Source organism: Azospirillum brasilense, assembly GCF_007827815.1.
Taxonomy (GTDB): domain Bacteria; phylum Pseudomonadota; class Alphaproteobacteria; order Azospirillales; family Azospirillaceae; genus Azospirillum; species Azospirillum brasilense_C.
Genome location: NZ_VITH01000007.1, coordinates 267,235 through 290,488, shown reverse-complemented (window position 1 = coordinate 290,488; position 23,254 = coordinate 267,235). Strand labels below are relative to the sequence as shown.

Annotated in this window: 24 protein-coding genes; 2 read left to right on the top strand and 22 right to left on the bottom strand. The window is 67.9% G+C overall.

Annotated elements, in window-relative coordinates; genetic code table 11:
- Positions 1 to 7: 7 nt before the first annotated feature.
- The 9 genes from FBZ83_RS16545 to dnaE all read right to left on the bottom strand — a co-directional run bounded on the left by FBZ83_RS16545 (position 8) and on the right by dnaE (position 8,965).
- Positions 8 to 856, bottom strand: coding sequence for a phosphatidate cytidylyltransferase (locus FBZ83_RS16545; protein WP_145684982.1), 849 nt, complete (start codon positions 854 to 856; stop codon positions 8 to 10).
- Entirely contained in the window at positions 801 to 1,538 is a 738-nt protein-coding gene (locus FBZ83_RS16540; protein ID WP_145678216.1) for an isoprenyl transferase, read from the bottom strand. Before FBZ83_RS16540 ends, FBZ83_RS16545 begins: the two co-directional genes overlap by 56 nt.
- A gap of 4 nt (positions 1,539 to 1,542) precedes the next feature.
- Entirely contained in the window at positions 1,543 to 2,112 is a 570-nt protein-coding gene (frr, locus tag FBZ83_RS16535) for a ribosome recycling factor (protein WP_114858465.1), read from the bottom strand.
- A 3-nt stretch (positions 2,113 to 2,115) separates the two neighbouring features.
- Entirely contained in the window at positions 2,116 to 2,871 is a 756-nt protein-coding gene (pyrH, locus tag FBZ83_RS16530; RefSeq protein WP_145678217.1) for a UMP kinase, read from the bottom strand.
- 54 nt (positions 2,872 to 2,925) lie between these two features.
- Complete coding sequence (gene tsf / locus FBZ83_RS16525) at positions 2,926 to 3,855, bottom strand: translation elongation factor Ts (RefSeq protein ID WP_035673097.1); 930 nt, start codon at positions 3,853 to 3,855, stop codon at positions 2,926 to 2,928.
- 115 nt (positions 3,856 to 3,970) lie between these two features.
- The gene (gene rpsB / locus FBZ83_RS16520) at positions 3,971 to 4,765 is read right to left on the bottom strand and encodes a 30S ribosomal protein S2 (protein WP_145684970.1); all 795 of its coding nucleotides are present in this window, start codon (positions 4,763 to 4,765) and stop codon (positions 3,971 to 3,973) included.
- Between the two features lie 199 nt (positions 4,766 to 4,964).
- Positions 4,965 to 5,258 carry a type II toxin-antitoxin system RelE/ParE family toxin gene (locus tag FBZ83_RS16515; protein WP_145684960.1) on the bottom strand — a complete coding sequence of 98 codons (294 nt, stop codon included), beginning with the start codon at positions 5,256 to 5,258 and terminating at the stop codon, positions 4,965 to 4,967.
- Entirely contained in the window at positions 5,255 to 5,434 is a 180-nt protein-coding gene (locus FBZ83_RS16510) for a hypothetical protein (RefSeq protein ID WP_114858461.1), read from the bottom strand. The genes FBZ83_RS16515 and FBZ83_RS16510 overlap by 4 nt, the downstream gene beginning before the upstream one ends.
- Positions 5,435 to 5,482: 48 nt before the next feature.
- Positions 5,483 to 8,965, bottom strand: a complete 3,483-nt coding sequence (dnaE, locus tag FBZ83_RS16505) for a DNA polymerase III subunit alpha (protein ID WP_145686051.1) — start codon at positions 8,963 to 8,965, stop codon at positions 5,483 to 5,485.
- 189 nt (positions 8,966 to 9,154) lie between these two features.
- Between dnaE and FBZ83_RS16500 the strand changes: the two genes are divergently transcribed.
- Together FBZ83_RS16500 and FBZ83_RS16495 are read left to right on the top strand one after the other, a co-directional pair.
- Complete coding sequence (locus FBZ83_RS16500; RefSeq protein WP_145684947.1) at positions 9,155 to 9,757, top strand: hypothetical protein; 603 nt, start codon at positions 9,155 to 9,157, stop codon at positions 9,755 to 9,757.
- An 80-nt stretch (positions 9,758 to 9,837) separates the two neighbouring features.
- A complete protein-coding gene (locus FBZ83_RS16495; protein ID WP_145684934.1) occupies positions 9,838 to 10,725 on the top strand; it encodes an EamA family transporter in 888 nt (295 codons plus the stop codon).
- A 15-nt stretch (positions 10,726 to 10,740) separates the two neighbouring features.
- Here the strand turns inward: FBZ83_RS16495 and FBZ83_RS16490 are convergent, their stop codons facing one another.
- From FBZ83_RS16490 to nuoN, 13 genes are all read right to left on the bottom strand, one after another.
- The gene (locus FBZ83_RS16490) at positions 10,741 to 11,598 is read right to left on the bottom strand and encodes a dienelactone hydrolase family protein (protein ID WP_145684920.1); all 858 of its coding nucleotides are present in this window, start codon (positions 11,596 to 11,598) and stop codon (positions 10,741 to 10,743) included.
- Positions 11,599 to 11,724: 126 nt separating this feature from the next.
- Complete coding sequence (locus FBZ83_RS16485; RefSeq protein ID WP_186466109.1) at positions 11,725 to 12,414, bottom strand: ABC transporter ATP-binding protein; 690 nt, start codon at positions 12,412 to 12,414, stop codon at positions 11,725 to 11,727.
- Entirely contained in the window at positions 12,407 to 13,654 is a 1,248-nt protein-coding gene (locus FBZ83_RS16480) for a lipoprotein-releasing ABC transporter permease subunit (protein WP_145684910.1), read from the bottom strand. The genes FBZ83_RS16485 and FBZ83_RS16480 overlap by 8 nt, the downstream gene beginning before the upstream one ends.
- A 382-nt stretch (positions 13,655 to 14,036) precedes the next feature.
- A complete protein-coding gene (proS, locus tag FBZ83_RS16470) occupies positions 14,037 to 15,350 on the bottom strand; it encodes a proline--tRNA ligase (RefSeq protein ID WP_145684897.1) in 1,314 nt (437 codons plus the stop codon).
- Positions 15,351 to 15,474: 124 nt separating this feature from the next.
- Positions 15,475 to 15,873: a hypothetical protein gene (locus FBZ83_RS16465; protein ID WP_145684889.1), complete on the bottom strand. Its 399-nt coding sequence runs from the start codon at positions 15,871 to 15,873 to the stop codon at positions 15,475 to 15,477.
- Between the two features lie 8 nt (positions 15,874 to 15,881).
- Complete coding sequence (locus FBZ83_RS16460) at positions 15,882 to 16,766, bottom strand: hypothetical protein (RefSeq protein ID WP_145684881.1); 885 nt, start codon at positions 16,764 to 16,766, stop codon at positions 15,882 to 15,884.
- A gap of 414 nt (positions 16,767 to 17,180) precedes the next feature.
- Positions 17,181 to 17,780 carry a DNA-3-methyladenine glycosylase I gene (locus tag FBZ83_RS16455; RefSeq protein WP_145684874.1) on the bottom strand — a complete coding sequence of 200 codons (600 nt, stop codon included), beginning with the start codon at positions 17,778 to 17,780 and terminating at the stop codon, positions 17,181 to 17,183.
- Between the two features lie 25 nt (positions 17,781 to 17,805).
- A complete protein-coding gene (locus FBZ83_RS16450; RefSeq protein ID WP_014240138.1) occupies positions 17,806 to 18,054 on the bottom strand; it encodes a DUF1467 family protein in 249 nt (82 codons plus the stop codon).
- Positions 18,055 to 18,082: 28 nt separating this feature from the next.
- Positions 18,083 to 18,487: a methylmalonyl-CoA epimerase gene (gene mce, locus FBZ83_RS16445; protein ID WP_145684866.1), complete on the bottom strand. Its 405-nt coding sequence runs from the start codon at positions 18,485 to 18,487 to the stop codon at positions 18,083 to 18,085.
- Positions 18,488 to 18,520: 33 nt separating this feature from the next.
- Entirely contained in the window at positions 18,521 to 20,239 is a 1,719-nt protein-coding gene (locus FBZ83_RS16440; RefSeq protein WP_145684860.1) for a ribonuclease J, read from the bottom strand.
- A complete protein-coding gene (locus FBZ83_RS16435) occupies positions 20,236 to 21,009 on the bottom strand; it encodes a type III pantothenate kinase (RefSeq protein ID WP_145684855.1) in 774 nt (257 codons plus the stop codon). Before FBZ83_RS16435 ends, FBZ83_RS16440 begins: the two co-directional genes overlap by 4 nt.
- A gap of 3 nt (positions 21,010 to 21,012) precedes the next feature.
- Complete coding sequence (locus tag FBZ83_RS16430; protein WP_145684853.1) at positions 21,013 to 21,807, bottom strand: biotin--[acetyl-CoA-carboxylase] ligase; 795 nt, start codon at positions 21,805 to 21,807, stop codon at positions 21,013 to 21,015.
- Positions 21,804 to 23,252 carry an NADH-quinone oxidoreductase subunit NuoN gene (nuoN, locus tag FBZ83_RS16425; RefSeq protein ID WP_145684850.1) on the bottom strand — a complete coding sequence of 483 codons (1,449 nt, stop codon included), beginning with the start codon at positions 23,250 to 23,252 and terminating at the stop codon, positions 21,804 to 21,806. Before nuoN ends, FBZ83_RS16430 begins: the two co-directional genes overlap by 4 nt.
- Positions 23,253 to 23,254: the final 2 nt, after the last annotated feature.

Genomic DNA, 23,254 nt, shown 5'->3' with positions numbered 1-23,254 from the left:
AACCCCGTCACCACCATGCGATTGCCGTGCCGATGGTCGCGTGGAACAGGGCCAGCACCGGAGCCGCGCTGAGCAGCCCGTCGATGCGGTCCAGGATTCCCCCGTGACCAGGAATGAGATGGCCGCTGTCCTTCACGTTGTAACGGCGTTTGACCGCGGATTCGAAGAGGTCGCCCGCTTGCGCCACCACGGCGAGGACGGCGCCCACCGCAAGAGCCAGCAACGGCCGTTGCGCGCCCGCGGCCAGAGCCACCCCCCACCCCACCAGGGCGGAGGAGGCCATGCCGCCGATCAGGCCGGCCCAGGTCTTCTTGGGGCTGATGCGCGGGGCCAGCTTTGGCCCGCCGATGCTGCGGCCGGCGGCGTAGGCGCCGATGTCGGTCGCCCAGACGCCGAGCATGGTGAAGAGGAACAGGGCGAGGCCGGAGTCCGGATCGTCGCGCAGCCACATCAGGCCGGCCAGACCGGCGACGATGTAGAGGAGACCGCCGCCGGACAGGCCGCGGTCCGGTCCGCCCGACGCCAGCGCGACGCCGGCGGTGGCCAGGATGGCGACGACGACGGCCGCCCAGGGCCCGGCGGCGATCTGCGTGGCCAGCGCCAGCAGGACGCCGGCCACCGATAACGCAATGGCGGCACCCTTGCGACGGCAGGGGACGAGGTTGCCCCACTCCACGGCGGAGGCCACGGCGCCGAGCGCGATCAGGGCGTAAAACACCCAGCCGCCGGCCCAGACCGCGGCGAGGACGAGCGGGGCCAGGACGAGCGCCGAAATGGCGCGCGTCTTCAGGTCGCCGGATTTAGCGGGTGCCGGTGGTTGCGCCGAAGCGACGTTCCCGTCGGTGGAACTCTTCAATCGCCGCCTCCAGGTCGCGCTTGGAAAAGTCAGGCCAGAGCGTGTCCACGAAGACCAGCTCGGCATACGCCGCCTGCCAGAGCAGGAAGTTGCTGATGCGCTTTTCGCCGCTGGTGCGGACGATCAGGTCGGGGTCCGGGATGTCGGCGGTGAACAGGCGCTCGGACAGCCGATCCTCGGTGATGTCCGCGGGGTCGAGCGTCCCCGCCCTCACCTCCTCGGCCAGACGCCGAGCCGCCAGCGTGATCTCCTGGCGGGAGCCGTAGCTCAACGCCACCACGAGGGTCAGCTTGCGGTTGTCGCGCGTGAGGGCCTCGGCGTTGTCGATCAGGCCGACGATGTCCTTGGACAGGCGGGCCCGGTCGCCGATGACGCGCAGGCGCACGCCGTTGCGGTGGAGGTCGGCAATCTCGCTGCGCAGGTAGAAGCGCAGGAGCTGCATGAGGTCGGACACCTCCTCCTCCGGCCGACGCCAGTTCTCGGACGAGAAACTGAAGATCGTCAGATAGCCGATCCCCAGTTCGCCCGCGGCTTCGACCGTCCGGCGGACGGCGTCCACGCCCTTTTTATGGCCGGCGGTGCGGGGCAGCCCTCTGGACTTCGCCCAGCGCCCGTTGCCGTCCATGATCACGGCCACGTGCGCGGGCGGGCGCAGGGGGCGGCTGTCTTCCGCGTCGCGCATGCCGTCAGACCTGCATGATGTCCTTTTCTTTCGCCGCAAGCGCATCGTCGACCAGCTTGATGTACTGGTCGGTGAGCGCCTGGACCTTCTCGCCGAGCCCCTTGTGCTCGTCCTGCGAGATATCGCCGGCCTTCTCGGCCTTCTTCAGGCCGTCCATGCCGTCGCGGCGCACGTTGCGCACGGCGACGCGGGCCTGCTCGGCGTACTTGTGGGCGACCTTGGCGAGTTCCTTGCGGCGCTCCTGCGTCAGGTCGGGCAGCGGCACGCGGATCGACTGGCCTTCCGTCTGCGGGTTCAGGCCGAGGCCCGAATCGCGGATGCCCTTCTCCACGGCCTTGACCATGCCGCGGTCCCAGACCTGCACGACGATCAGGCGCGGCTCCGGCACGCTGACGGTGCCGACCTCCTTGAGGTGCATCCTCGCGCCGTAGGCCTCGATGGTGACGGGCTCAAGCAGGCTGGCGGAGGCGCGGCCGGTGCGCAGGCCGCTCAACTCCTTGCGAAACGCCTCAAGCGCTCCTTCCATGCGGCGCTTGAGATCCGACTGGAGGTCCGATGTATCAGGCGCAGCCACGGCTCACTCCGTTTCTTCGTTGATGATCGTAAACTTGCCCCGGCCCTGCATCACCTCGGCGAAGGCGCCGGGGGTGTGGATCGAGAACACGAGTATGGGGATGTGGCTCTCACGCGCCAAGGAGATCGCGGAGGCGTCCATCACCTGCAGGTCGTTCGCCAGAACTTCAAGATAGTTCAGGCGCTCGTAACGCTGCGCGTCCTTCACCTTCTTCGGGTCGGCGGTGTAGACGCCGTCCACCTGCGTGCCCTTCAGCAGAGCGTCGCAGCCCATCTCCGACGCGCGCAGCGCGGCGGCGGTGTCGGTGGTGAAGAAGGGGTTGCCGGTGCCGGCGGCGAAGATCACCACGCGGCCCTTTTCCATGTGCCGGATGGCGCGGCGCCGGATATAGGGCTCGCACACCGACGACATGGGGATGGCCGACTGCACGCGGGTCGCCACGCCCATCCGCTCCAGAGCGCTCTGCATCGACAGGGCGTTCATCACGGTGGCGAGCATCCCGATGTAGTCGGCCGAGGCGCGCTCCATGCCGCTCGCCGCACCCTTCACCCCGCGGAAGATGTTGCCCCCGCCGATGACCAGGCTGACCTGGACGCCCAGCTGGATCACCGCCTTCACCTCGTTGGCGACGCGGTTGACCACCTCCGGGTCGAGGCCGTAGTCGCGCTGACCCATCAACGCCTCGCCCGACACCTTCAGCAGGACTCGTTTGAAGCGGATGCCGTCAGCCGGCTCGGTGGTCCCGGTGGTCTGGGCCATGGGGGGCTTTCTCCCGGTTGGTGTGAAGAGTGCGTGCGGCGGAACGCCGGGTCCTTACTTCTGGCCGGCGGCGGCGGCGACTTCGGCGGCGAAATCGCTCTCCGCCTTCTCGATGCCCTCGCCCAGCGCGAAGCGGACGAAGCCCGTCACCTTGACCGGGGCGCCGACGTCCTTGGCGGCGTTCTCCACGACCTTGCGGACCTTGGTCTCGCCGTCGATGACGTAGGTCTGCTCCAGCAGCACCACTTCCTCGTAGTACTTGCGGATGCGGCCTTCGAGCATCTTCTCGACGATGTTCTCCGGCTTGCCCGAGGCGCGGGCCTGCTCGGCGAGCACGTTGCGCTCACGCTCCAGGGCGGAGGTGTCGACGTCGGCGATGTCCAGGGCATCCGGACGGGCGGCGGCGATGTGCATCGCGACCTGCTTGCCCAGCTCGTTCAGCTTGGCGACGTCGCCGGTCGACTCCAGGGCGACCAGAACGCCGATCTTGCCGAGGCCCGGCGCGATGGCCGAGTGGACGTAGGACACGACGACGCCCGCCGGAACCGACAGCTTGGCCGAGCGGCGGATGTTCATGTTCTCGCCGATGGTGGCGATCAGGTTGGTCAGCTCTTCCTGGACCGTGCGGCCGGCGTCCGGATAGGCGGTGCCCTTCAGACCCTCGACGTCGCCCGAACCGGACAGGACCAGCTCGGCGGCCTTCAGGGAGAAGGCCTGGAACTTGTCGTTGCGCGCGACGAAGTCGGTCTCGGCGTTCACCTCGACGACGGCGCCCGCGGTGCCGGCGGTGGCGACGGCGACCAGACCCTCGGCGGCGACGCGGCCGGACTTCTTGGCGGCGGCGGCGAGGCCCTTCTTGCGCAGCCAGTCAACGGCGCCCTCGAGGTCGCCCTGGGTCTCGGCCAGCGCCTTCTTGCAGTCCATCATGCCCGCGCCGGTCTTCTCGCGCAGTTCCTTGACGAGCGCGGCGGTAATCTCGGCCATGGTTTCGCCCTCTTCCTTCCGAACGGATCCAAGCGGATCGGGTTGATCCTAACAACTCATAAAAAAGGCAGCCGGGCCATAGGTCATAAGGCCCGGCTGCCCCGTATCACCGGGATCAGGCCTGGGCTTGCTCAGCCGGCGCGGCCTCTTCCGCTTCCTCTTCCGGCAGCTGCTCAGCCGGAGCCTCCTCGGAGGAGCCGACGTCGATGCCGGCGGCGCTCATCTCGGCCTGCAGACCGTCGAGCACGGCGCCGTTCACCAGCTCGCAGTACAGGTCGATGGCGCGCAGGGCGTCGTCGTTGCCCGGGATCGGGAAGGCCACGCCGTCCGGATCGGAGTTGCTGTCGATCACCGCGATGACCGGGATGCCGAGCTTGTTGGCTTCCTTGACCGCGATCGACTCCTTGTTGGTGTCGATGATGAAGAGGACGTCCGGCAGGCCGCCCATCTCCTTGATGCCGCCCAGCGCGCGCTCCAGCTTGTCGCGCTCGCGGGTCAGCTCGAGGATTTCGCGCTTGGTCAGGCCCGAGGTGTCGCCGCCCAGACGCTCTTCCATCTCGCGCAGGCGCTTGATCGACTGGGAGATGGTCTTCCAGTTGGTCAGCATGCCGCCGAGCCAGCGGTGGTTGACGTAGTACTGGCCGCACTTCGACGCGGCCTCGGCCACCTTCTCCTGGGCCTGGCGCTTGGTGCCGACGAACAGGACGCGGCCGCCGCCGGCGACGACGTCACGGACGGCCTGCAGGGCGCGGTGCAGCGCCGGGACGGTCTGCTCCAGGTCGATGATGTGCACACCGTTGCGCACGCCGAAGATGTACGTGCCCATCTTCGGATTCCAGCGACGGGTGTGGTGACCGAAGTGGACGCCGGCTTCGAGCAGCTGGCGCATGGTGAAAGACGGAATAGCCATTTGGAAAAGTCCTTTTCCGGTTGCTCCGCCGCGGGCACTGTCCGTTTGACAGGACACCGGATCGGGCCATCGGGGTAAAGCCGAGGGACCGCCAGCCCGCGTGAGGTTTTGACGACGGCGCTTACATAGCCCGCCGCAACCGCTTTGGCAACACCGGTTTGCCAATTCGGTCGGAAGCGCGATCCTGTTTTCTCAGCGGTTAACCGCGGTCTTGAGCGCTGTGCCAAAGCCGCAGGATCGAAACGGTTTCGTCTTCGCCGATGTCGTAGACTTCGCCGATGTCGTAGACGATGACATAGGGACGGACAACGACCAGTTCCCGCGTGCCCTCGACCAAGCCCCGGCGGCCGCGTCGCGGAAACACCTGCAGGCTGTCACCCGCAAGAACCAACTCCTGGGCCAGGCGCCGAGCGGCGACCGGATTTTCCTGCGAGACATAGTGCAGGATGCGGACGAGATCGGCACGCGCCGCCGCTCGCCAGACGACCCTCACAGGTCGCGAGTTTCCGGTGGTTCCGCACCGAACTCACCCTCAGCCACCCGCAACAGCCATTCCCGCATCTGCTCGTGCGGCACGCCGCGCCGGTCTGCGCGCGCCTTTGCCACCGCAGCCTTCAGGGCGTCGGATTCCGCGGCTTCATCGTCGATCTGGCGGGCGAGGTTCGGCATGGCTTGAATATGACATCCCGGCGCGGCCTTTTCCAGCCGTGTACCCGATTACAGCTCCACCACCTCGACCACCCCCGGCACCGCCTTCAGCGCGGCGCGGCTCTGGTTGGTGATGTTGAAGGAGCCGGGGAGCTGGATCTCCACCTCCTTCAGCGGGTCGATCTCGACCAGCAGGTGGATCTTGCCCTTGCCGCGGGTCAGCCGCTCCAGCATGCCGCGGATGCTCTCCACCGGCCCGCCGTCGCGCACCACCACCTTCAGGCCGTCCGAGACCTGGGCGACGGCGTCCTCCAGCGGCTTCACCTCCTGGCAGGTCAGGCGGATGTCCTCGCCGTTCATCTGGACGTCCACGGTCATCAGCACCGGTCGCCCGGCCTCCAGCAGGTCGCGGTTGGTCGCCAGCACCTCGGAGAAGACCGTCACCTCGTAGCCGCCGCTGCCGTCGGACAGTTCCACGAAGGCGAAGCGGTTGCCGGACTTCGCCGTCTTCTCCTTGCGGCTGACCACGATGCCGGCGACGCTGCGTCGGGTCGAGCCGCCGCCGGTCACCGCGGTGGCGAGGTCCGCCGATCGCACCACCCTCATGCGGGCCAACGGCCCGGCGAAGGCGTCCAGCGGGTGGGCGGACAGGTAGAAGCCGATGGCGCCGAACTCGTGCTTCAGCTTCTCCAACGGCTCCCATTCCTTGACCTTGGGCAGGTCCGGCTCCTTCAGCCCGCCCCCGGCGCCGCCGAACAGGTTGCCGATGCCGCTGTCGCGCTCCGCCGCCTCGGCCTGGGCGTAGCGGATCAGCGTCTCCAGCGCCGCGTGCACCTGGGCGCGGTTCGGGTTGATGCCGTCGAAGGCGCCGGCGCAGGTCAGGTTTTCGAGCTGGCGCTTGTTGATGGTCTTCAGGTCGAGGCGGCGGGCGAAGTCGAAGAGGCTCTTGTAAGGGCCGTTCTTGCGCCGCTCCTCCACCACCGCCTTCATGGCCGGCAGGCCGACGCCCTTCACCGCGGCCAGCGCGTAGCGCACCGCCTTGGTGCCGTCGGGCAGCGCCTCGACCCCGAAGATGCTGTCGGACTTGTTGATGTCCGGAGTCAGCAGCTTGATCTTCAGCCGCACCAGCTCCTGCCGGAAGACGTTCAGCTTGTCGGTGTTGCCGAGGTCGAGCGTCATCGACGCCGCCATGAACTCCACCGGGTGGTTCGCCTTCAGATAGGCGGTGTGGTAGGCGACCAGGGCATAGGCGGCGGCGTGGCTCTTGTTGAAGCCGTAGCCGGCGAACTTGGCCACCTGATCGAAGATCATGCTGGCCTGGTCGGGGTCCACGCCCTTGTCCTTTGCGCCGACGACGAACTTGTCGCGCTCCTTGTCCATCTCCTCCTTGATCTTCTTGCCCATGGCGCGGCGCAGAAGATCGGCGCCGCCCAGCGAATAGCCGGACAGCACCTGGGCGATCTGCATGACCTGTTCCTGGTAGATCATAATCCCGAAGGTCTCCTTCAGGATCGGCTCCAGGGCCGGATTCATGTAGTCGGGCTGCTCCTCCCCGTTCTTCACCTTGATGTATTTGGGGATGTTGTCCATCGGGCCGGGTCGGTAGAGCGACACCAGCGCGATGATGTCCTCCAGCCGGTTCGGCTTCAGCCGGCGCAGCACGTCGCGCATGCCCGAGCTTTCCAGCTGGAACACGCCCGTCGATTCGGCGCGGCCGAGGATCTCGTAGCTTCGGGGGTCGTCCAGCGTGACGGTGGTCAGGTCCGGCTTTTCGGGGATCAGGTCCACCGCCGTCTTCAGCACGGTCAGCGTCTTCAGGCCGAGGAAGTCGAACTTCACCAGACCGGCCTGCTCGACGAACTTCATGTTGAACTGGGTGACCGGCATGTCCGACCGCGGGTCTCGGTACAGCGGCACCAGATCGTGCAGCGGCCGGTCGGCGATCACCACGCCCGCCGCGTGGGTCGAGGCGTGGCGGTACAGACCCTCCAGCTTCAGCGCAATGTTGACGAGGCGCGCCACCGTCTCGTCGCCGTCGCGGGCTTGGCGCAGCATCTCCTCGCTGTCGAGCGCCTGCTGGAGCGTCACCGGGTTGGCCGGGTTGTTCGGCACCAGCTTGCAGATCTTGTCCACCTGCCCGTAGGGCATCTGCAGCACGCGCCCGACGTCGCGCAGCACGGCGCGGGCCTGCAGCTTACCGAAGGTGATGATCTGGGCGACGCGGTCGTAGCCGTACTTGTCCTGGACGTAGCGGATCACCTCTTCGCGGCGGTCCTGGCAGAAGTCCACGTCGAAGTCGGGCATCGACACGCGTTCGGGATTGAGGAAGCGCTCGAACAGCAGGCCGAAGCGCAGCGGGTCCAGGTCGGTGATGGTCAGCGCCCAGGCGACGACCGAGCCGGCGCCCGAACCGCGGCCCGGCCCGACCGGGATGTCGTGCGACTTGGCCCACTTGATGAAGTCCGACACGATCAGAAAGTAGCCGGGGAACTTCATCGACACGATGACGTCCAGCTCGAACTCCAGCCGCTCGAAGTAGGTCTTGCGGGTCTCCGCGCGCTGCTCCGGCGTCATGTCCGGGGTGTAGACGACGCTGTTCAGCCGCATCTCCAGACCCTCGCGGGACTGGGCGCGCAGTTCCTCCCCCTCGTCGCGGCCGCCCTCGCAGGGGAAGGGCGGCAGGATGGGCTTGATCGGCTTCAGCAGGAAGGAGCAGCGCCGGGCGATGGCGACCGTGTTGTCCACCGCCTCCGGCAGGTCCTTGAACAGCTCCCGCATCTCCTCGGCCGACTTGAAGCGGTGGTCGGGGGTGAGGCGGCGGCGCTCGGTCTGGCTGATGTACGCGCCCTCGGCGATGCAGAGCAGCGCGTCGTGCGCCTCGTACATGTCCTCGGTCGCGAAATAGCAGTCGTTGGTGGCGACCAGCGGCAGGTCGTGGGCGTAGGCGAGGTCGATCAGCGCCGGCTCGATGGCGTCCTCGATGACCGCGAAATGCTCGCGGTGGCGCTGCAGCTCGACGTAGAGCCGGCCGGGGAACAGCCGTTTCAACCGCTCCAGAACCTCCAGCGCCAGATCCTTCTGCCCCTCGCCCAGCAGCCGGCCGACCGAGCCGGCAGGGCCGCCGGTCAGCGCGATCAGCCCGGCCGAATGGCCCTCCAGAGCGTCCAGCGGGATCTGCGGTCCGGCCATCGGGTCCGATTCCAGGAAGGCCTTGGACACCAGCTTCATCAGGTTCCGGTAGCCCTCGTCGCTCTGGCAGAGCAGGACGAGCTGGTCGGGGACCGACGCCGCCTTGCCCGGCAGGCCCGGCTTGCCGTTGGCGGGGCCGACTCGGGTGATGCCCAGGACCGTGCCGATGATCGGCTGTACGCCCGAGTCCGCGGCTGCCAGCGCGAATTCCAGCGCGCCGAACAGGTTGCCGGTGTCGGTCACGGCAACCGCCGGCATCCCCTTCTTCTGGCAGAGCTTGACCAGCTCCTTCACCTTGATGGCGCCCTCGGACAGGGAATAGGCGGAGTGGACGCGCAGGTGGATGAAGTCGGCGTGGGGCATGGCGGGGATGGGCACCGGTTCCAGCGAAGGGGGGACGTCTCCCCTAGTCGTCGCGCATCCCGTCCCGCACTGCAAGGGACCAAGCGCGGGCCCGGCCATGCGGCGATGCGCCAACCCGGTCGGGGAAAGGGAAGATTCCCCGATCATGCGTGTTCGTGCTATCGAAAGAGGCAGAGACACGATCCGAGAATGACCCATTCCATGCGCCGCATCCGCTCCAGCGCCGTCCTGGCGGTGCTGGCGGCCACGCTCCTCACGGCTTGCCAGACCACCGGCGCCCCCGCGCCGTCCGCGGAGCAGACCCACCGGCCGCCGCCGACCGCCTCGCCCGCTTCCCCCCTGTCCGACGCGCCGGGGCGCGTCGTCGCGCAGAACAAGGGCTGGGTCGTGCGGGTCCATCCGGCGACCAAGACCGGCTCGGCCTATTGCTACGCCACGCGGACGGACGACTCCTCCCCCCTCTCCTTCCGTGCGACGGCGAAGGGCGCGGCGATGCTGGTCAACGCCGACCAGCACGCCCAGGCCGGCAAGGACACCGAAAGCCGCCTGACCGCCATCTTCCCCGACGGCGAGACCATGGCGCTGGACGCCAGCCCCCTGCCCGACGGCGGCGTGGTGGTGCCGGTCGAGTTGCCGAAGTACGAGGATCTCTTCGAACCCTTCATGCGGTCGCGAGCGGTGACGCTGCAGCGGGACGGCGGCGGGACGGAGATCGGCGACGTCAATCTCGGCGGCTCCTCCTGGGCGTTGGCCGCCCTGGACGAGTGCCGCATCCTGCACACGGATAAGTAAACAGATTCGACGATCGCACCCGCAGAGCGTGCCATTGCGCCGCGTTGACCGCCGGGCCCTGCGGAGCTAGCCTCGGCGCCATGCACACCGCCCACATCGCTCTGGCTCTTGCCGTCGCGGCAATCTGGGGCTTCAACTTCGTCGCCATCAAGGTCGGCCTCGCGGACTTTCCGCCGATCCTGTTTTGCGCCCTGCGCTTCGCGCTGGCGGCGCTGCCGCTTGTCGTGCTGGGCGTTCGCGGCGGTCCGCCGGTGCCCTGGCGCTTCATCCTCAGCATCGGGATGGTGCTGGGAGTGGTGAAGTTCTCGCTGCTGTTCGTCGGGATGGACATCGGCATGCCGGCGGGGCTGTCGTCGCTGGTGCTGCAGTCGCAGGCCTTCTTCACCGCCCTGTTCGCCGCGGCGGTGCTGGGCGAACGGCCCGGACCGAAGCAGATGCTGGGCATGGCGGTCGCCTTCGCCGGGATTGGCCTGATCGCGCTGGAGATGCCGGCCGGCGAATCGCTGCTCGGGCTGGGGCTGGTCATCGCCGCGGCGGCCACCTGGGGCGTGGCGAACCTGCTGATGAAGCAGGCCAAGGCGCCGGACCTGTTCCGCATGATGCTGTGGGTCAGCGTGGTGCCGCCGATCCCGTTGCTGCTGCTGTCGCTGGGGATGGAGGGGCCGGACCGGGCGTGGCAAGCCCTGACCCATCTGACTCCGCTGGGCGTCGGGGCGGTCGCCTACATCGCCTTCGGGGCGACGCTGTTCGGCTTCGCCGCCTGGGGCTTCCTGCTGCGCCATTACCCGGCGAGCCTGGTGGCGCCCTTCTCGCTGCTGGTGCCGGTCTTCGGCATGAGTTCCAGCGCGCTGGTCCTGGGGGAGAGCTTCACCCCACTGAAGATGGCCGGCGCGCTTCTGGTGCTTGCCGGGCTGGCGGTGGCCGTGCTGAAGCTGCCCTCCGCACGGCCCGCCCCCCACCGGCCCTGATTCGGGCCTGACCGCTCAGGTCAGGTTCTTCTTCAGGAACTCCACCGACCGGCCCCAGGCGAGGTCCGCCGCCTCCTTGTTGTAGCGCTCCGCCGACGTGTCGTTGTGGAAGGCGTGGTTCACGTTGTCGTACATGAAGAGTTCATAGGACTTGCCGCCCTTCTTCAGCGCCTCCTCATAAGCCGGGACCTTGGCGTTCACGTTGTTGTCCAGCCCGGCGTAGTGGAGTTGGAGCGGGGCCTTGATCGTAGTGACCAGCGCCGGGTCGGGCGCCGGGCCGTAGAAGACGACGCCCGCCTTGAGGTCCGGCGCCTTGATGGCCAGCCGGTTGGTCATGCCGCCGCCCCAGCAGAAGCCGATGGCCCCCACCTTGGCGTTTGAGTAGCGATAGGCCATCAGGTCGCTCATCGACGCGATCAGGTTGTTCACCGTCTTGTCGGGGTCGAGCTGGCCGATCATCTCGCGGGCGCGGTCGGGGTCCTGCGGGGTGCCGCCGAGCGGGGACAGCAGATCCGGGGCCATGGCGACGAAGCCGGCCACCGCCAGCCGCCGCGTCACGTCCTCGATGTAAGGGTTCAGGCCACGGTTCTCGTGGATGACCACCACCGACGGCGCCTGCTCGGCCAGCTTCGGGCGGGCCCGGTAGGCCTGAACGTCGCCGGTGGCCCCCTGAAAGGTGACGCGGTCCGTGGCGATCCGGCTGTCGTCCTCCGGAACCTCGGCGGCCAAGGCGTAGTTCGGCTCGATCTGCGAGAGGATCGCCGGAATGGCCGCCGCGCTGCCCGCCAGAACCGCCAGCCGCTCCAGGAAGACGCGGCGCGGCAGCGGCCGGTGGGTGTACTCGTCGTACAGATCGATGATCTTCTGATCCATGGACTCCGGTCCCTCCTTTTTGAGTTGCGCGAAGTCTGCCCCAGGATGCGCCGATCACCAATCCGCCGAACGGCGATGCCACTCTTACGCGGTTTGGCCGATTTCCCGCCCGCGCGGCGACGGCGGTCAGACCCTGGCGTGCTCCACGAGAAGACCGTCGCTCATCTCGAGCACCCGGTCCATGCGGCTGGCAAGCTCCAGGTTGTGGGTGGCGATCAGCGCGCCGACCCGCGCCTGCCGGACGATGGAGGTCAGCATGGCGAAGACCCCCTCCGCCGTGTGCGGGTCGAGGTTGCCGGTCGGCTCGTCGGCGATCAGCAGGCCCGGCCCGTTGGCCAGCGCGCGGGCGATGGCGACGCGCTGCTGCTCGCCGCCCGACAGGCGGGCCGGACGGTGGCCGGCGCGCGGCTCCAGCCCGACCATGCGCAGCAACTCCAGGGCGCGCTCGCGGGCGGTGCGCTTCGCCACCCCGTTGATCATCTGCGGCAGCACGATGTTCTCCAGCGCGGAGAATTCCGGCAGCAGATGGTGGAACTGGTAGACGAAGCCGACCGAGCGGCGGCGCACCTCCGTCCGCTTCCCGTCGTCCAAGGCGGACACGTCGGTCCCGGCGATCCGCACGGTGCCGGCGGTGGGGCGCTCCAGCAGGCCGGCGATGTGCAGCAGGGTCGATTTGCCGGCGCCCGACGGACCGACCAGGGCGACCAGTTCGCCCGCGTGGACGGTCAGCTCCGCCCCGCGCAGCACCTGAAGCTCGGTCCCCGCCTGCTCGAAGGTGCGGACGATCCCCGACAGTTCCAGCATCGGCTCACTCATAGCGCAGGGCCTCCACCGGGTCGAGACGGGCCGCCCGCCAGGACGGATAGACGGTGGCGGCGAAGGACAGGCCCAACGCCATCAGCGTGACCTGGACCACCTCCGACCAGTCGATCTTCGCCGGCAGCTGCGACAGGAAATAGATCTCGGCGTTGAACAGGTTGGTGCCGGTCAGCGCCTGGATGCCCTGGCGGATCGTCTCGATGTTCAGCGCGAAGGACACGCCCAGCGCCACGCCGACCAGCGTCCCCGCCACCCCCACCGAGGCGCCGGACAGGAAGAAGATGCGCATGATCATCCCGCGGGTGGCGCCCATGGTGCGCAGGATGGCGATATCCCGTCCCTTGTCCTTCACCAGCATGATCAGGCTGGAGATGATGTTGAAGGCGGCGACCGTGATGATCAGCGACAGGATCAGGAACATCACGTTGCGCTCGACCTGGAGCGCCGTGAAGAAGCTGGCGTTGGACTGCTGCCAGTCGACCACCCGCCCCACACCGGCCACCGCCGCCTGGATGGCGTCGCGCGCCGCGCGGATCTGCGTCGGGTCGCTGACGAAGACCTCCAGCGAGGTCACCGCCTCGCCCGTGCGGAAGAAGGCCTGGGCCTCCGGCAGGGGCAGGAAGATGAAGCTGTTGTCGTACTCGAACATGCCGACGTCGAACACCGCGCCGATAGTGAAGCTGCGCATCCGCGGCACGGTGCCGAAGGCGGTGACGTTGCCCTGCGGCGCGATCAGGGTGAGCTGGTCGCCGACCGCAAGACCCAGCCGCTGCGCCATGCGGATGCCGATGGCGATGTTGTCCTCACCGAAGGCGTCCGCCGTGCCGCGCACGATGTTGCGCGACAGCGTCGGCCGCACCCGGAAATCCTCCGGCCGCACCCCGCGCACCACCGCGCCGGAGGCGACCCCGCGCACCGACACCAACGCCTGCCCTTCCACCGTCGGCGTCACGCCGACGACGCCGGGCACGCCCTGGAGCCGCTGCACCAACGGGTCGTAGTCGGGCAGCGGACCGCCGCGGACGCTGTAGACGTTGAGGTGGCCGTTCAGGCCGAGCACGCGGCCCAGCAGTTCCGCCCGGAAGCCGTTCATCACCGACATCACGATGATCAGCGTCGCCACGCCGAGCGCGATGCCCAGCAGCGAGAATCCCGCGATGACCGAGATGAACCCTTCCTGGCGGCGCGCCCGCAGATAGCGCATCGCGACCATGCGTTCAAAGGCGGAGAAGATCATGCGGCTCCCGATGAGCGAAAGGCCGGCGGTCGAGGCCCGGCAAAAGCAAAGGCGGCGGACCGAAACCAGTCCGCCGCCCCGCAACATAAGTGCTTAACCGTGGCAGGAAAAGGGCGACCTTCCAAGGCGACCCCTCCCCTTCCTAAATCCCCTCTCCCCTCCGCTCACGCGCAAACGAAGTTTGCGCTGACGCGACAGGCGGACCTTCGGTCCGCCGAAAGCGGGGAGAGGGTTAGGGTGAGGAGGTTGCGCGCGGCGCCACGTTCGGCACAAGCGCAACCCCCTCACCGGCCCTCCGGGCCACCCTCTCCCCAGAGGGGAGAGGGCTAAATGGCAAAACGCGGAACTTTGATTACAGCGTCCGCTCCCCCGCCCCACGGTGTTACGCCGAGAGCTTCTCCAGCGCGCTCTCCACCGACAGCTCCTGCTTCTCGCCGGTGGCCCGGCGCTTCAGCTCGACCACGCCGTTCTTCAGGCCGCGCGGCCCGACGACGAGCTGCCACGGCAGGCCGATCAGGTCCATGTCGGCGAACTTCACGCCCGGACGCTCGTCGCGGTCGTCGTACAGCACGTCCAGCCCGTTGGCGCGGAGCTTATAGTACAGCTCCTGACAGACGCGGTCGGTCTCGGCGTCGCCGACCTTCAGGTTGACGAGGCCGACGTTGAAGGGCGCCACGGAATCCGGCCAGATGATGCCGTTGTCGTCGTGGCTGGCCTCGATGATGGCGCCCATCAGGCGCGACACGCCGATGCCGTAGGACCCCATCTCGACCGGAACCGGCTCGCCGCCCGGACCGGCGACGACGGCGTTCATCGGCTTCGAATACTTGGTGCCGAAGTTGAAGATGTGGCCGACCTCAATGCCGCGCGCCGACACCAGGTCCGACTCCGGAACCGGGCAGTTGCCGGGCTCGTGCTTCTCGTCGGTGGCGGCGTAGATCGAGGTGTAGGTGTCGAAGAAGGGCTGCAGGTCCTCGTCGAAGCCCGGCGCGTTCTGCAGCACGTCCAGGGTCAGCCAGTCCTTGTGGCAGAAGACGCCGCTCTCGCCGGTCTCGGCCAGGATGATGAACTCGTGGCTGAGGTCGCCGCCGATGGGGCCGGTGTCGGCGCGCATCGGGATCGCCTTCAGCCCCATGCGGGCGAAGGTGCGCAGATAGGCCAGGAACATCTTCTGGTAGGAGCGCCGGGCGCTGGGCGCGTCGATGTCGAAGCTGTAGGCGTCCTTCATCAGGAACTCGCGCCCGCGCATCACGCCGAAGCGGGGACGGATCTCGTCCCGGAACTTCCACTGGATGTGGTAGAGGTTCAGCGGAAGCTGACGGTAGCTCTTCACGAAGGCGCGGAAGATGTCGGTGATCATCTCCTCGTTCGTGGGACCGAACAGCATCTCGCGGTCGTGACGATCGGTGATGCGCAGCATCTCCTTGCCGTAATCGTCGTAGCGGCCGCTTTCCTTCCACAGCTCCGCCGACTGGATGGTCGGCATCAGCAGTTCCTGGGCGCCGGCGGCGTCCTGCTCCTCGCGGACGATCTGCTCGATCTTCTTCAGGACCCGATGGCCCAGCGGCAGCCAGGCGTAGATGCCGGCGCTGGTCTGGCGGATCATCCCGGCCCGCAGCATCAGGCGGTGCGAGACGATCTGCGCCTCGGTCGGGGTCTCCTTGAGGGTCGGCAGGAAGAAGGTGGACAGCCGCATGGCTCTGCTCTCGGTTTCGAGGGGATTCGTCCGGCGGTGCGCCGGTCCGCAACAGGGAGAGCGACTTTAGGAAGCCACCGCGCGCTTGTCCATCGTCACGGCGTGCAGCGACGGGCGCTTCGGCCTATCGGGCGGTGCGGCAATAGGCGTAGACCTCCGCCTCGCTCGGCGCGCCGATGGGCTGGCCGTTGAAGTAGAGACGGTTGGCGTACCAGGTCAGATAGCCGACCTCGACGCCCGGCGCCGCCCCACCCTGCGGCACCGGAAAGCCCATGCGACGGGCGAAATCGACCGTCACCGGGATGTCGAAGCGCTCCAGCGGCGGCGCAGCCCCGGCCGAGCCCGGCAGGTCGGCGGAGGCCACCGCCTTGCCCGTCACGTCCACGCCCGGCGTGTACTCCACCCCCGCCGCCGGGCGATGGGCGGTCAGGAACTGGCAGGCGGACAGGTCGATCGGCTGCGCCGACGCCCCGCCGGACAGCGTCAGCAAGGCGACGAGAAGGGGAGCGGAGCGGCGGATCATGGCGGACCTCAGCCTTGGGCGGCGGCGGACTGTTTCATGGATTTCCAGTAGGTGGCGAGATAGGGCATGCCCTTCTCCGCCTCCTCCTGGGTGCGGGCCGACTGGCGGATGTATTTGCCGAGGAAAGGCTTGTTCACGAACTCCATGTCGACCGCCGCCTTCAGCACCAGGAACTCGCCGATCCGGTCCGGCAGGTTGTAGTGCCATTTCTGAAGGCAGTCCGAGGTCACCCCCGGCTTGGCCTGATCCTGGCCCGACAGGTAGAATTCCTGGTGGTGGTACTGGTTGATTTCCTTCCAGGCCTGGAAGATGCGGGCCGGCTTCACGCGGACCAGACCCTTCAGGACCTTGATGTCGTCGTGGAACAGCGGCAGGTAGCCGCGCCGCTCCGCCTGCTCGTTCAGCATGGTGTAGAGGCCGGCCATCACGTCGCCCTCCGCACCCTGCTCGCTGGTCTTCCGTTCCGGCTTGTCCGCCTTGCGCCCGAACAGCGACGCGAAGAAGCCCTTTTTCTTGGCCGGCGCCGAGGAGCCGCTGTCCGCCCCCACCTTCCGCTCGTCCCACAGCGCGTCCCAGGCGTAATCCCAGGCGGTGAAGACGGCGTTGGAGCGGTCGTCGAGGACGGTCAGCAGATAATCGCGCCCGTCGCGTGGCCAATCCACATCGCCGACGATGGCCCGCACCGGACGGCGGCTGAGCAGAACCGGGAAAATCCCGACGCGCACCAGTTCGGCGTAGATTTCCTGAAAGGACGGAGTCAGCGCAAAGGGGAGCTTGGCCGCCGGCTGCTCTTCGGGGGTCAGCAGTTCAAGACTCTTGCGGGTGCGGTCAAGCAGTTCGGTGGTCAGAATGGCCGCGAACTGCTCGAACTTCTCGTTGTCACCCGCGGTCATCGGCGCCTCGGCATCGTTCTCCCCGCTGACGGCCGCAAAGTCCGGCTGCGAACACCGCCGCATGTGAATCCAAAGCCGGACCGGACGCTCGCCCGCCTCCTGCACAGTTGGATGAGCTATACCCGCAAAGGGTTAATTCATTCTGTACCGTAGCACAACGCTGCGTCCGCCTACAGACGAACGCCGGCGTCGGCACTGTGAGCGGGCCGGGACGAAAAAAGGACCGCGCGGCGATCGCGGCGCGGCCCGAGGTTTAGGGAGGAATCGCCACCAGGCGTCGGAAAAGAGGGAAGAACCCCTCTCGTCACACCAAATACATTGAACCCGACCCCAACCGATGACAAGACGGAATTTGGACTAAACCAAGTCGTCAGCAAAGAATTCGTAGATTTCGCCCAAGACATAGGCGGTTGATTACGTCATAGGCGCCGATATGCCCGCTTTATGAGCGTCGTATCCTGCGAACCCCTGCCGAACGGCGACCATCCAAGGAGGATCGAGCGCGGCGACCTCGGACCAGACCGGGCAGCCGGGCTGATGCGCGCCCGGCAGATAGCCGAGACTCATCAGAAATTCGCCGGTGATCTCGCCGCCGGTGAAACGGAAGGTCCGCTTGAACAACCGGACCCAGTCCGCCTTGCCCAAAGGGTGATGGGCGCGCAGCCAGCCGTCGAAAGACCCGTGCGTTCCGCGCAAGGCCACGATCCGCCGCGCGTTCTCGATGGCGGCGTCGATCTTCAGGCGGTTGCGGATGATCCCGGGATCGGCGAGCAGCCGCTCCCGCTCCGCCTCGCCATAGGCGGCGACGCGGTCGATGTCGAAGCCGTCGAAGGCGGCGCGGAAAGCCTCGCGCTTCTTCAGGATGGTCAGCCAGGACAGGCCGGCTTGATTGATTTCCAGCACCAGCCGCTCGAACAGCACTTGGTCGTCGGCGCTGGGGAATCCGTATTCGGTGTCGTGGTAGGGGCCGTGATGCGCGTGGCCCGGCGCCGCGTCGCAGTAGGTCAGGCTCACGCAGAGGCTCCTTCCGGGAGGGGGATCAGTGCGGCTTGGCCATCTCGCGGAAGGAAATCAGGTCCGACTGCACGATGCCGAAGATGACCAGCCAGACCACCGCCGCGACCAGCGTCGTGGCGGCGAATTTCAGGAGGATGCGCGGGCGTTCCGGGGCGCTGCTCGCCATGCCCGGCTCGGGCTGGGCCGGGGTGCGCACGCCCCAGGGCAGCACCGCGAACAGCACCACCCACCAGACGACCACATAGACGCTGATGCCCGTCACCCAGCCCATCGCATGCCTCCGGTCTTCGCGCCTTGGCTCAGGCCTGCTCCAGCTCCACCAGGGTGCCGCAGAAGTCCTTGGGGTGCAGGAACAGCACCGGCTTGTCGTGGGCGCCGATCTTCGGCTCGCCATCGCCCAGCACGCGGGCGCCCTGCGCCTTCAGCCGGTCGCGGGCGGCCAGGATGTCGTCCACCTCGTAGCAGATGTGGTGGATGCCGCCCGACGGGTTCTTCTGGAGGAAGCCGGCGATCGGCGACGACTCGCCGAAGGGATGGAGCAGCTCGATCTTCGTGTTGGGCAGCTCGACGAAGACGACGGTGACGCCGTGCGGCGGCAGGTCCACCGGCTGCGACACCGCCGCACCCAGCGTGTCGCGGTAGAGCGCGGTCGCCGCCGTCAGGTCCGGCACGACGATGGCGACGTGGTTCAGCTTCCCGATCATGGGTCCTCCCGAAAGGCGTAACGTCGCAAAGATTTATACACGGACCAGATGGACGTCGGTCACCGGCTTCTTGCCGTGCGTCGCGTTGAAGCAGCGGCGGACGGCGATCCGGGCGGCGGCGCGCACCTGCTCGTCGTCCGACCGCGCCGATTTCGGCATCTCGGCGACGGCCTCGCGCACCGCGTCCACCACATCGAGCAGCATGTCGCGGTCCGCCGAGTCGTCGAGCAGCCCCATCACCGCGATCTGCGGCGCGGTCACCAGCTCGCCCTTGCCGTTCATCACCAGCGTGACGACGGCGGCGCCGTTGTGGACCATCCGGTGACGCGCCCGCATCAGCCCGGTGTCGAGCGGGATCAGCCGCTTGCCGTCCAGCGCCATGCGATCGGCCCGCACCTGGGCCACCACGCGCGGCGGCGCGTCGGGCGTCAGGCGGATCAGGTCGCCGTTGCCGGGCACCAGAGCCTCCGGCACCTGACAGGCGCGGGCCAGCTTGGCGTGCTCCAGCTGGTGGCGCTGCTCGCCGTGGACCGGCATGGCGATGCGCGGGCGCACCCACTGGTACATGCGGACCAGCTCGTCCTGCGCCGGGTGGCCGGACACATGAACCGGCGCCTCGTCGGCGGTGACGATGCGGATGCCCTGCCCGACCAGCAGATTCTGCATGCGGCCGATGGCCCGTTCGTTGCCGGGAATCTCGCGGGAGGAGAAGATCACCACGTCGCCGCGCTGCAGCGACACCTGGGGATGGTCGTCCGACGCGATGCGGGCGAGCGCGGAGCGCGGCTCCCCCTGGCTGCCGGTGCAGACCAGCACCAGCTTGTCGCGCGGCACGTAGTTGGCGTCATGCTCGGTCAGGAAGGCCGGCAGGTCGGCGAGGTAGCCGTTGGAGCGCGCGGCCTCGTTGATCCGCCACATCGATCGCCCGACCAGAGCGACGTGGCGCCCGTGCGCCGCCGCCGCGTAAGCGATGCTCTCCAGCCGCGCGACGTTGGTCGCGAAGCAGCTCACCGCGACACGCACGTCGGGAAACTGTCCGATCAGCTCGGTCAGCGTCTTGCGCACGCTCCCTTCCGACCCGGAGCTGCCGGGCACCAGGGCGTTGGTGCTGTCGCCGATCAGCGCCAGCACGCCCTCGTCGCCGATGGCGCGCAGCCGCTCCTCGTCGGCGGCCTTCCCCACCAGCGGCTCTGGGTCGAGCTTCCAGTCGCCGGTGTGCAGCACCGTGCCGGCGGCGGTGCGGATCGCCAGGGCGTTGGGCTCCGGGATGGAATGGGTGACCGTCACGTATTCGACCGAGAAGGGGCCGACCTCGATGGTGCTGCCCAGCGCCACCTCGTGGACCGGGACCACCCCAGACAGCCCGCGCTCGTGCAGCTTGGCGCGCAGGACGGCCGCGGTGAAGGGCGTGCAGTAAACGGGCACGCGGAGCTGCGGCCACAGATACTGGATGGCCCCCAGGTGATCCTCGTGCGCGTGGGTGACCACGATACCCACAAGGTCGTGCCGTCGCTCCGCGATGAAGGCGGGGTCCGGCATGATGACGTCCAGCCCCGGCATCGTGTCGTCCGCGAAGGAGATGCCGAGATCCACCATCAACCACTTGCCGCGATGGCCGTAGAGGTTGAGGTTCATGCCGATCTCGCCCGAACCGCCCAGCGGCAGGAAGTAGAGCGCGTCGTCCTCGGGAGCGAACAGGTCGCCGTCTCCCTCGACCGGGTGGACGGAGGGAGCGGAGTCGGGATGGGTCATTGGGCCGTGTTGCGCTTGTGGATCAGGAGGAGGCCGCGCAGCGTGAGTTCGCCGTCGGTGTGTTCGATTACATGGGTTGCCTTGGCGAAAAGCACACCCAGCCCTCCGGTCGCGACGACCGTCATCGGCTCGCCGTACTCCGCCCGGATGCGGTTGACCAGCCCTTCGATCAGGCCGACGTAACCCCAGAAGACGCCGGACTGCATGCATTCGACGGTGTTGGTGCCGATGACGTGGCCCGGCTGCTGGATCTCCACGCGGGGCAGCTTGCTCGCCGCCATCTGCAGCGCCTCCAGCGACAGGTTCAACCCCGGCGCGATGACGCCGCCGCGGTAGTTGCCGTCGCGGTCGACCACGTCGAAGGTCGTCGCCGTCCCGAAGTCGATGACGATCAGCGGCGTCTGGTAGGTCGCCGCGGCAGCCACCGTGTTGACCAACCGGTCGGCGCCGACCTCCTCGGGGCGGTCGACCAGCGCGCGGGTGCCGAGATCGACGTCCGGCTGGCCGACCACCAGCGGTTCGCAGCCGAAATGGTCCTTGCACAGGCGCTTCAGGTTGAAGGTGGCGCCGGGCACCACGCTGGCGATGATGGTGCTGTCGATGTCCGCCGGCCCCATGCCCTTCAGCGCCATCAAGTGGGTCAGCCACACCATGTACTCATCGGCGGTGCGCTTCTTGTCGGTCGCCGTGCGCCACAGGCCGCGCTGTTCGTCGCCCTCATAGATCGCGAACACCACGTTGGTGTTTCCGGCGTCGATGGCGAGCAGCATCTCTCAGGTCTCCACCGCGGGTGGGAAAAACACGTCTCCGGCGGCGATGCGCTGGCGCCCCGCCCCGTCATCCCGATCAAGCAACAGAACGCCGTCGCTGTCCAGATCGGCGAAGGTGCCAGTCAGCGTGCGGTCCGGCAGACGGACGACGATGGGCTCGCCCAGACCCCGCGCCCGCTTCAGCCAAGCGGCGCGCACCGGGCCGAAGCCATGCTCCGTCCACAGCCCGTACCAGCGCGCCAACTGCTCGGCATAGATTTCCAGGAGCGCCGAAGGCTGGAGCGACGGGGCGCCCTCCGCCGCCAGCGAGGTGGCCGCGTAATCCGTGCCTTCGGGAAAATGCCGCAGGTTGATGCCGACGCCGAGCACCAGCCAGGAGACCCCTCCCCCGGCCGAGGCCTCCGACTCGAGCAGGATGCCGGACAGCTTGCGACCGTTCACCAGCACGTCGTTCGGCCACTTGCAGCGCACCCCATCGGGATCGGGAAGGACGGCGGCAGCGGTGTCGGCGATCGCAAGCGCCGCCACGAACGAAATCTGCGCCGCCTCGGCCGGCGGGCGCGAGGGACGCAGTATGGTGGAACTGTAGAGATTGCCTTCCGGCGAGGTCCACGCCCGGCCGCGGCGGCCGCGGCCCGACTCCTGCCGCTTGGCCCAGACGATGGTGCCTTCGGCCGCCCCTGAACGCGCAAAGGCCTTCGCCTCGTCGTTCGTGCTGCCGACGGAGTCGAAGGCCATCACCCGGAAGCCCGGAGGCAGGCGCAAACGCGCCGCCTCCGCTTCGTTGCCTGCCGTCATCCGGCGAACAGCGAGGCCGCCGCCGCCGCCGCGTAGTTCAGGATCGGCGCCGGAACCACGAAGAACAGCAGAGTGAACAGGCCGGTGGCGACCAGGATGCCCGTCATCCCGTCGTCGTTGATCTTGTCGAACGCCTCAACCGGCTCATCGAAGTACATGATCTTGATGATGCGCAGATAGTAGAAGGCGCCCACGACGCTGGTCAGCACGCCGATCACCGCCAGCGTGTAGAGCTGCGCCTCGATGGCGGCGAGGAAGACGTAAAGCTTGCTGAAGAAGCCGGCCATCGGCGGGATGCCGGCCATGGAGAACATGAACACCGCCATCGCACCCGCCAGCAGCGGGTTGGTGCGCGACAGGCCGGCGAGGTCCTTGATCTCCTCGACCATGCGGCCCTGCTGCTTCATGCACAGGATGACCGCGAAGGTGCCGATGTTCATGACGATGTAGACCGCCATGTAGATCAGCACGCCGCGCACGCCTTCCTGGGTGCCGGACGCGAGGCCGACCAGGGCGTAGCCGACGTGGCCGATGGAGCTGTAGGCCATCAGCCGCTTGATGTTGCTCTGGGTGATCGCCGCGAAGGCGCCGAGCGACATCGAGAGGATCGAGCTGACGATGATGATCTGCTGCCACTGGTGGGCCAGATGACCGAACGGCTCGATCAGCAGGCGGGTGAACAGCGCGATGGCGGCGACCTTCGGAGCGGCGGCGAAGAAGGCCGTGACCGGGGTCGGCGCGCCCTCGTAGACGTCCGGCGTCCACATGTGGAACGGAACGGCGGAAATCTTGAAGGCCAGGCCGGCGGCGACGAAGACCAGACCGATGATGACGCCCACCGACGGATGCGCGCCGCCGGCGAACAGGGCGGCGATCTTGTCGAAGGAGGTCGTGCCGGCGAAGCCGTAGACCATCGAGGCGCCGTACAGCAGCATGCCCGAGGAGAGCGAGCCGAGCACAAAGTACTTCAGGCCCGCTTCCGACGACTTGGCGCTGTCGCGGCGGAAGGCGGCGATGACGTAGAGCGCGAGGCTCTGCGTCTCCAGCCCGACATAGAGGGAGATGAGGTCGTTGGCCGACACCATCATCAGCATGCCGAGCGTGGCGAAGAGCATCAGCACCGGGAACTCGAACCGGGCCATCTTCTCGCGCTCGTTGAAGCCGAGCGCGAGAAGGACCGACAGCGAGGCGGCGACGAGGATCAGCACCTTCATGAAGACGCCGAAGGCGTCCATCACGAAGAGGCCGTTGAAGGTGACGACCCGGCCGGTGCCGTAGCCCATGGTCAATATGGCGGCCAGCAGCAGCGCCACCATCGTCATGTAGCCGATGGGGCGCGTGAAGCCGTCGCCGCGGAACACGCCGATCAGCAGCAGGGCCATGCCGGCGCAGGCGAGGAAGATTTCCGGCAGGGCCGGCCAGATGTCGGGAAACACAGCGGTCATGT

Bases quoted from the DNA above. Each gene is read 5' to 3' on its own strand.
- FBZ83_RS16540 (WP_145678216.1), bottom strand. From the start codon at position 1,538: ATGCGCGACGCGGAAGACAGCCGCCCCCTGCGCCCGCCCGCGCACGTG.
- pyrH (WP_145678217.1), bottom strand. From the start codon at position 2,871: ATGGCCCAGACCACCGGGACCACCGAGCCGGCTGACGGCATCCGCTTC.
- tsf (WP_035673097.1), bottom strand. From the start codon at position 3,855: ATGGCCGAGATTACCGCCGCGCTCGTCAAGGAACTGCGCGAGAAGACC.
- rpsB (WP_145684970.1), bottom strand. From the start codon at position 4,765: ATGGCTATTCCGTCTTTCACCATGCGCCAGCTGCTCGAAGCCGGCGTC.
- FBZ83_RS16510 (WP_114858461.1), bottom strand. From the start codon at position 5,434: ATGCCGAACCTCGCCCGCCAGATCGACGATGAAGCCGCGGAATCCGAC.
- dnaE (WP_145686051.1), bottom strand. From the start codon at position 8,965: ATGCCCCACGCCGACTTCATCCACCTGCGCGTCCACTCCGCCTATTCC.
- FBZ83_RS16500 (WP_145684947.1), top strand. From the start codon at position 9,155: ATGACCCATTCCATGCGCCGCATCCGCTCCAGCGCCGTCCTGGCGGTG.
- FBZ83_RS16495 (WP_145684934.1), top strand. From the start codon at position 9,838: ATGCACACCGCCCACATCGCTCTGGCTCTTGCCGTCGCGGCAATCTGG.
- FBZ83_RS16490 (WP_145684920.1), bottom strand. From the start codon at position 11,598: ATGGATCAGAAGATCATCGATCTGTACGACGAGTACACCCACCGGCCG.
- FBZ83_RS16485 (WP_186466109.1), bottom strand. From the start codon at position 12,414: ATGAGTGAGCCGATGCTGGAACTGTCGGGGATCGTCCGCACCTTCGAG.
- FBZ83_RS16480 (WP_145684910.1), bottom strand. From the start codon at position 13,654: ATGATCTTCTCCGCCTTTGAACGCATGGTCGCGATGCGCTATCTGCGG.
- proS (WP_145684897.1), bottom strand. From the start codon at position 15,350: ATGCGGCTGTCCACCTTCTTCCTGCCGACCCTCAAGGAGACCCCGACC.
- FBZ83_RS16465 (WP_145684889.1), bottom strand. From the start codon at position 15,873: ATGATCCGCCGCTCCGCTCCCCTTCTCGTCGCCTTGCTGACGCTGTCC.
- FBZ83_RS16460 (WP_145684881.1), bottom strand. From the start codon at position 16,766: ATGACCGCGGGTGACAACGAGAAGTTCGAGCAGTTCGCGGCCATTCTG.
- FBZ83_RS16450 (WP_014240138.1), bottom strand. From the start codon at position 18,054: ATGGGCTGGGTGACGGGCATCAGCGTCTATGTGGTCGTCTGGTGGGTG.
- mce (WP_145684866.1), bottom strand. From the start codon at position 18,487: ATGATCGGGAAGCTGAACCACGTCGCCATCGTCGTGCCGGACCTGACG.
- FBZ83_RS16440 (WP_145684860.1), bottom strand. From the start codon at position 20,239: ATGACCCATCCCGACTCCGCTCCCTCCGTCCACCCGGTCGAGGGAGAC.
- FBZ83_RS16435 (WP_145684855.1), bottom strand. From the start codon at position 21,009: ATGCTGCTCGCCATCGACGCCGGAAACACCAACGTGGTGTTCGCGATC.
- FBZ83_RS16430 (WP_145684853.1), bottom strand. From the start codon at position 21,807: ATGACGGCAGGCAACGAAGCGGAGGCGGCGCGTTTGCGCCTGCCTCCG.
- nuoN (WP_145684850.1), bottom strand. From the start codon at position 23,252: ATGACCGCTGTGTTTCCCGACATCTGGCCGGCCCTGCCGGAAATCTTC.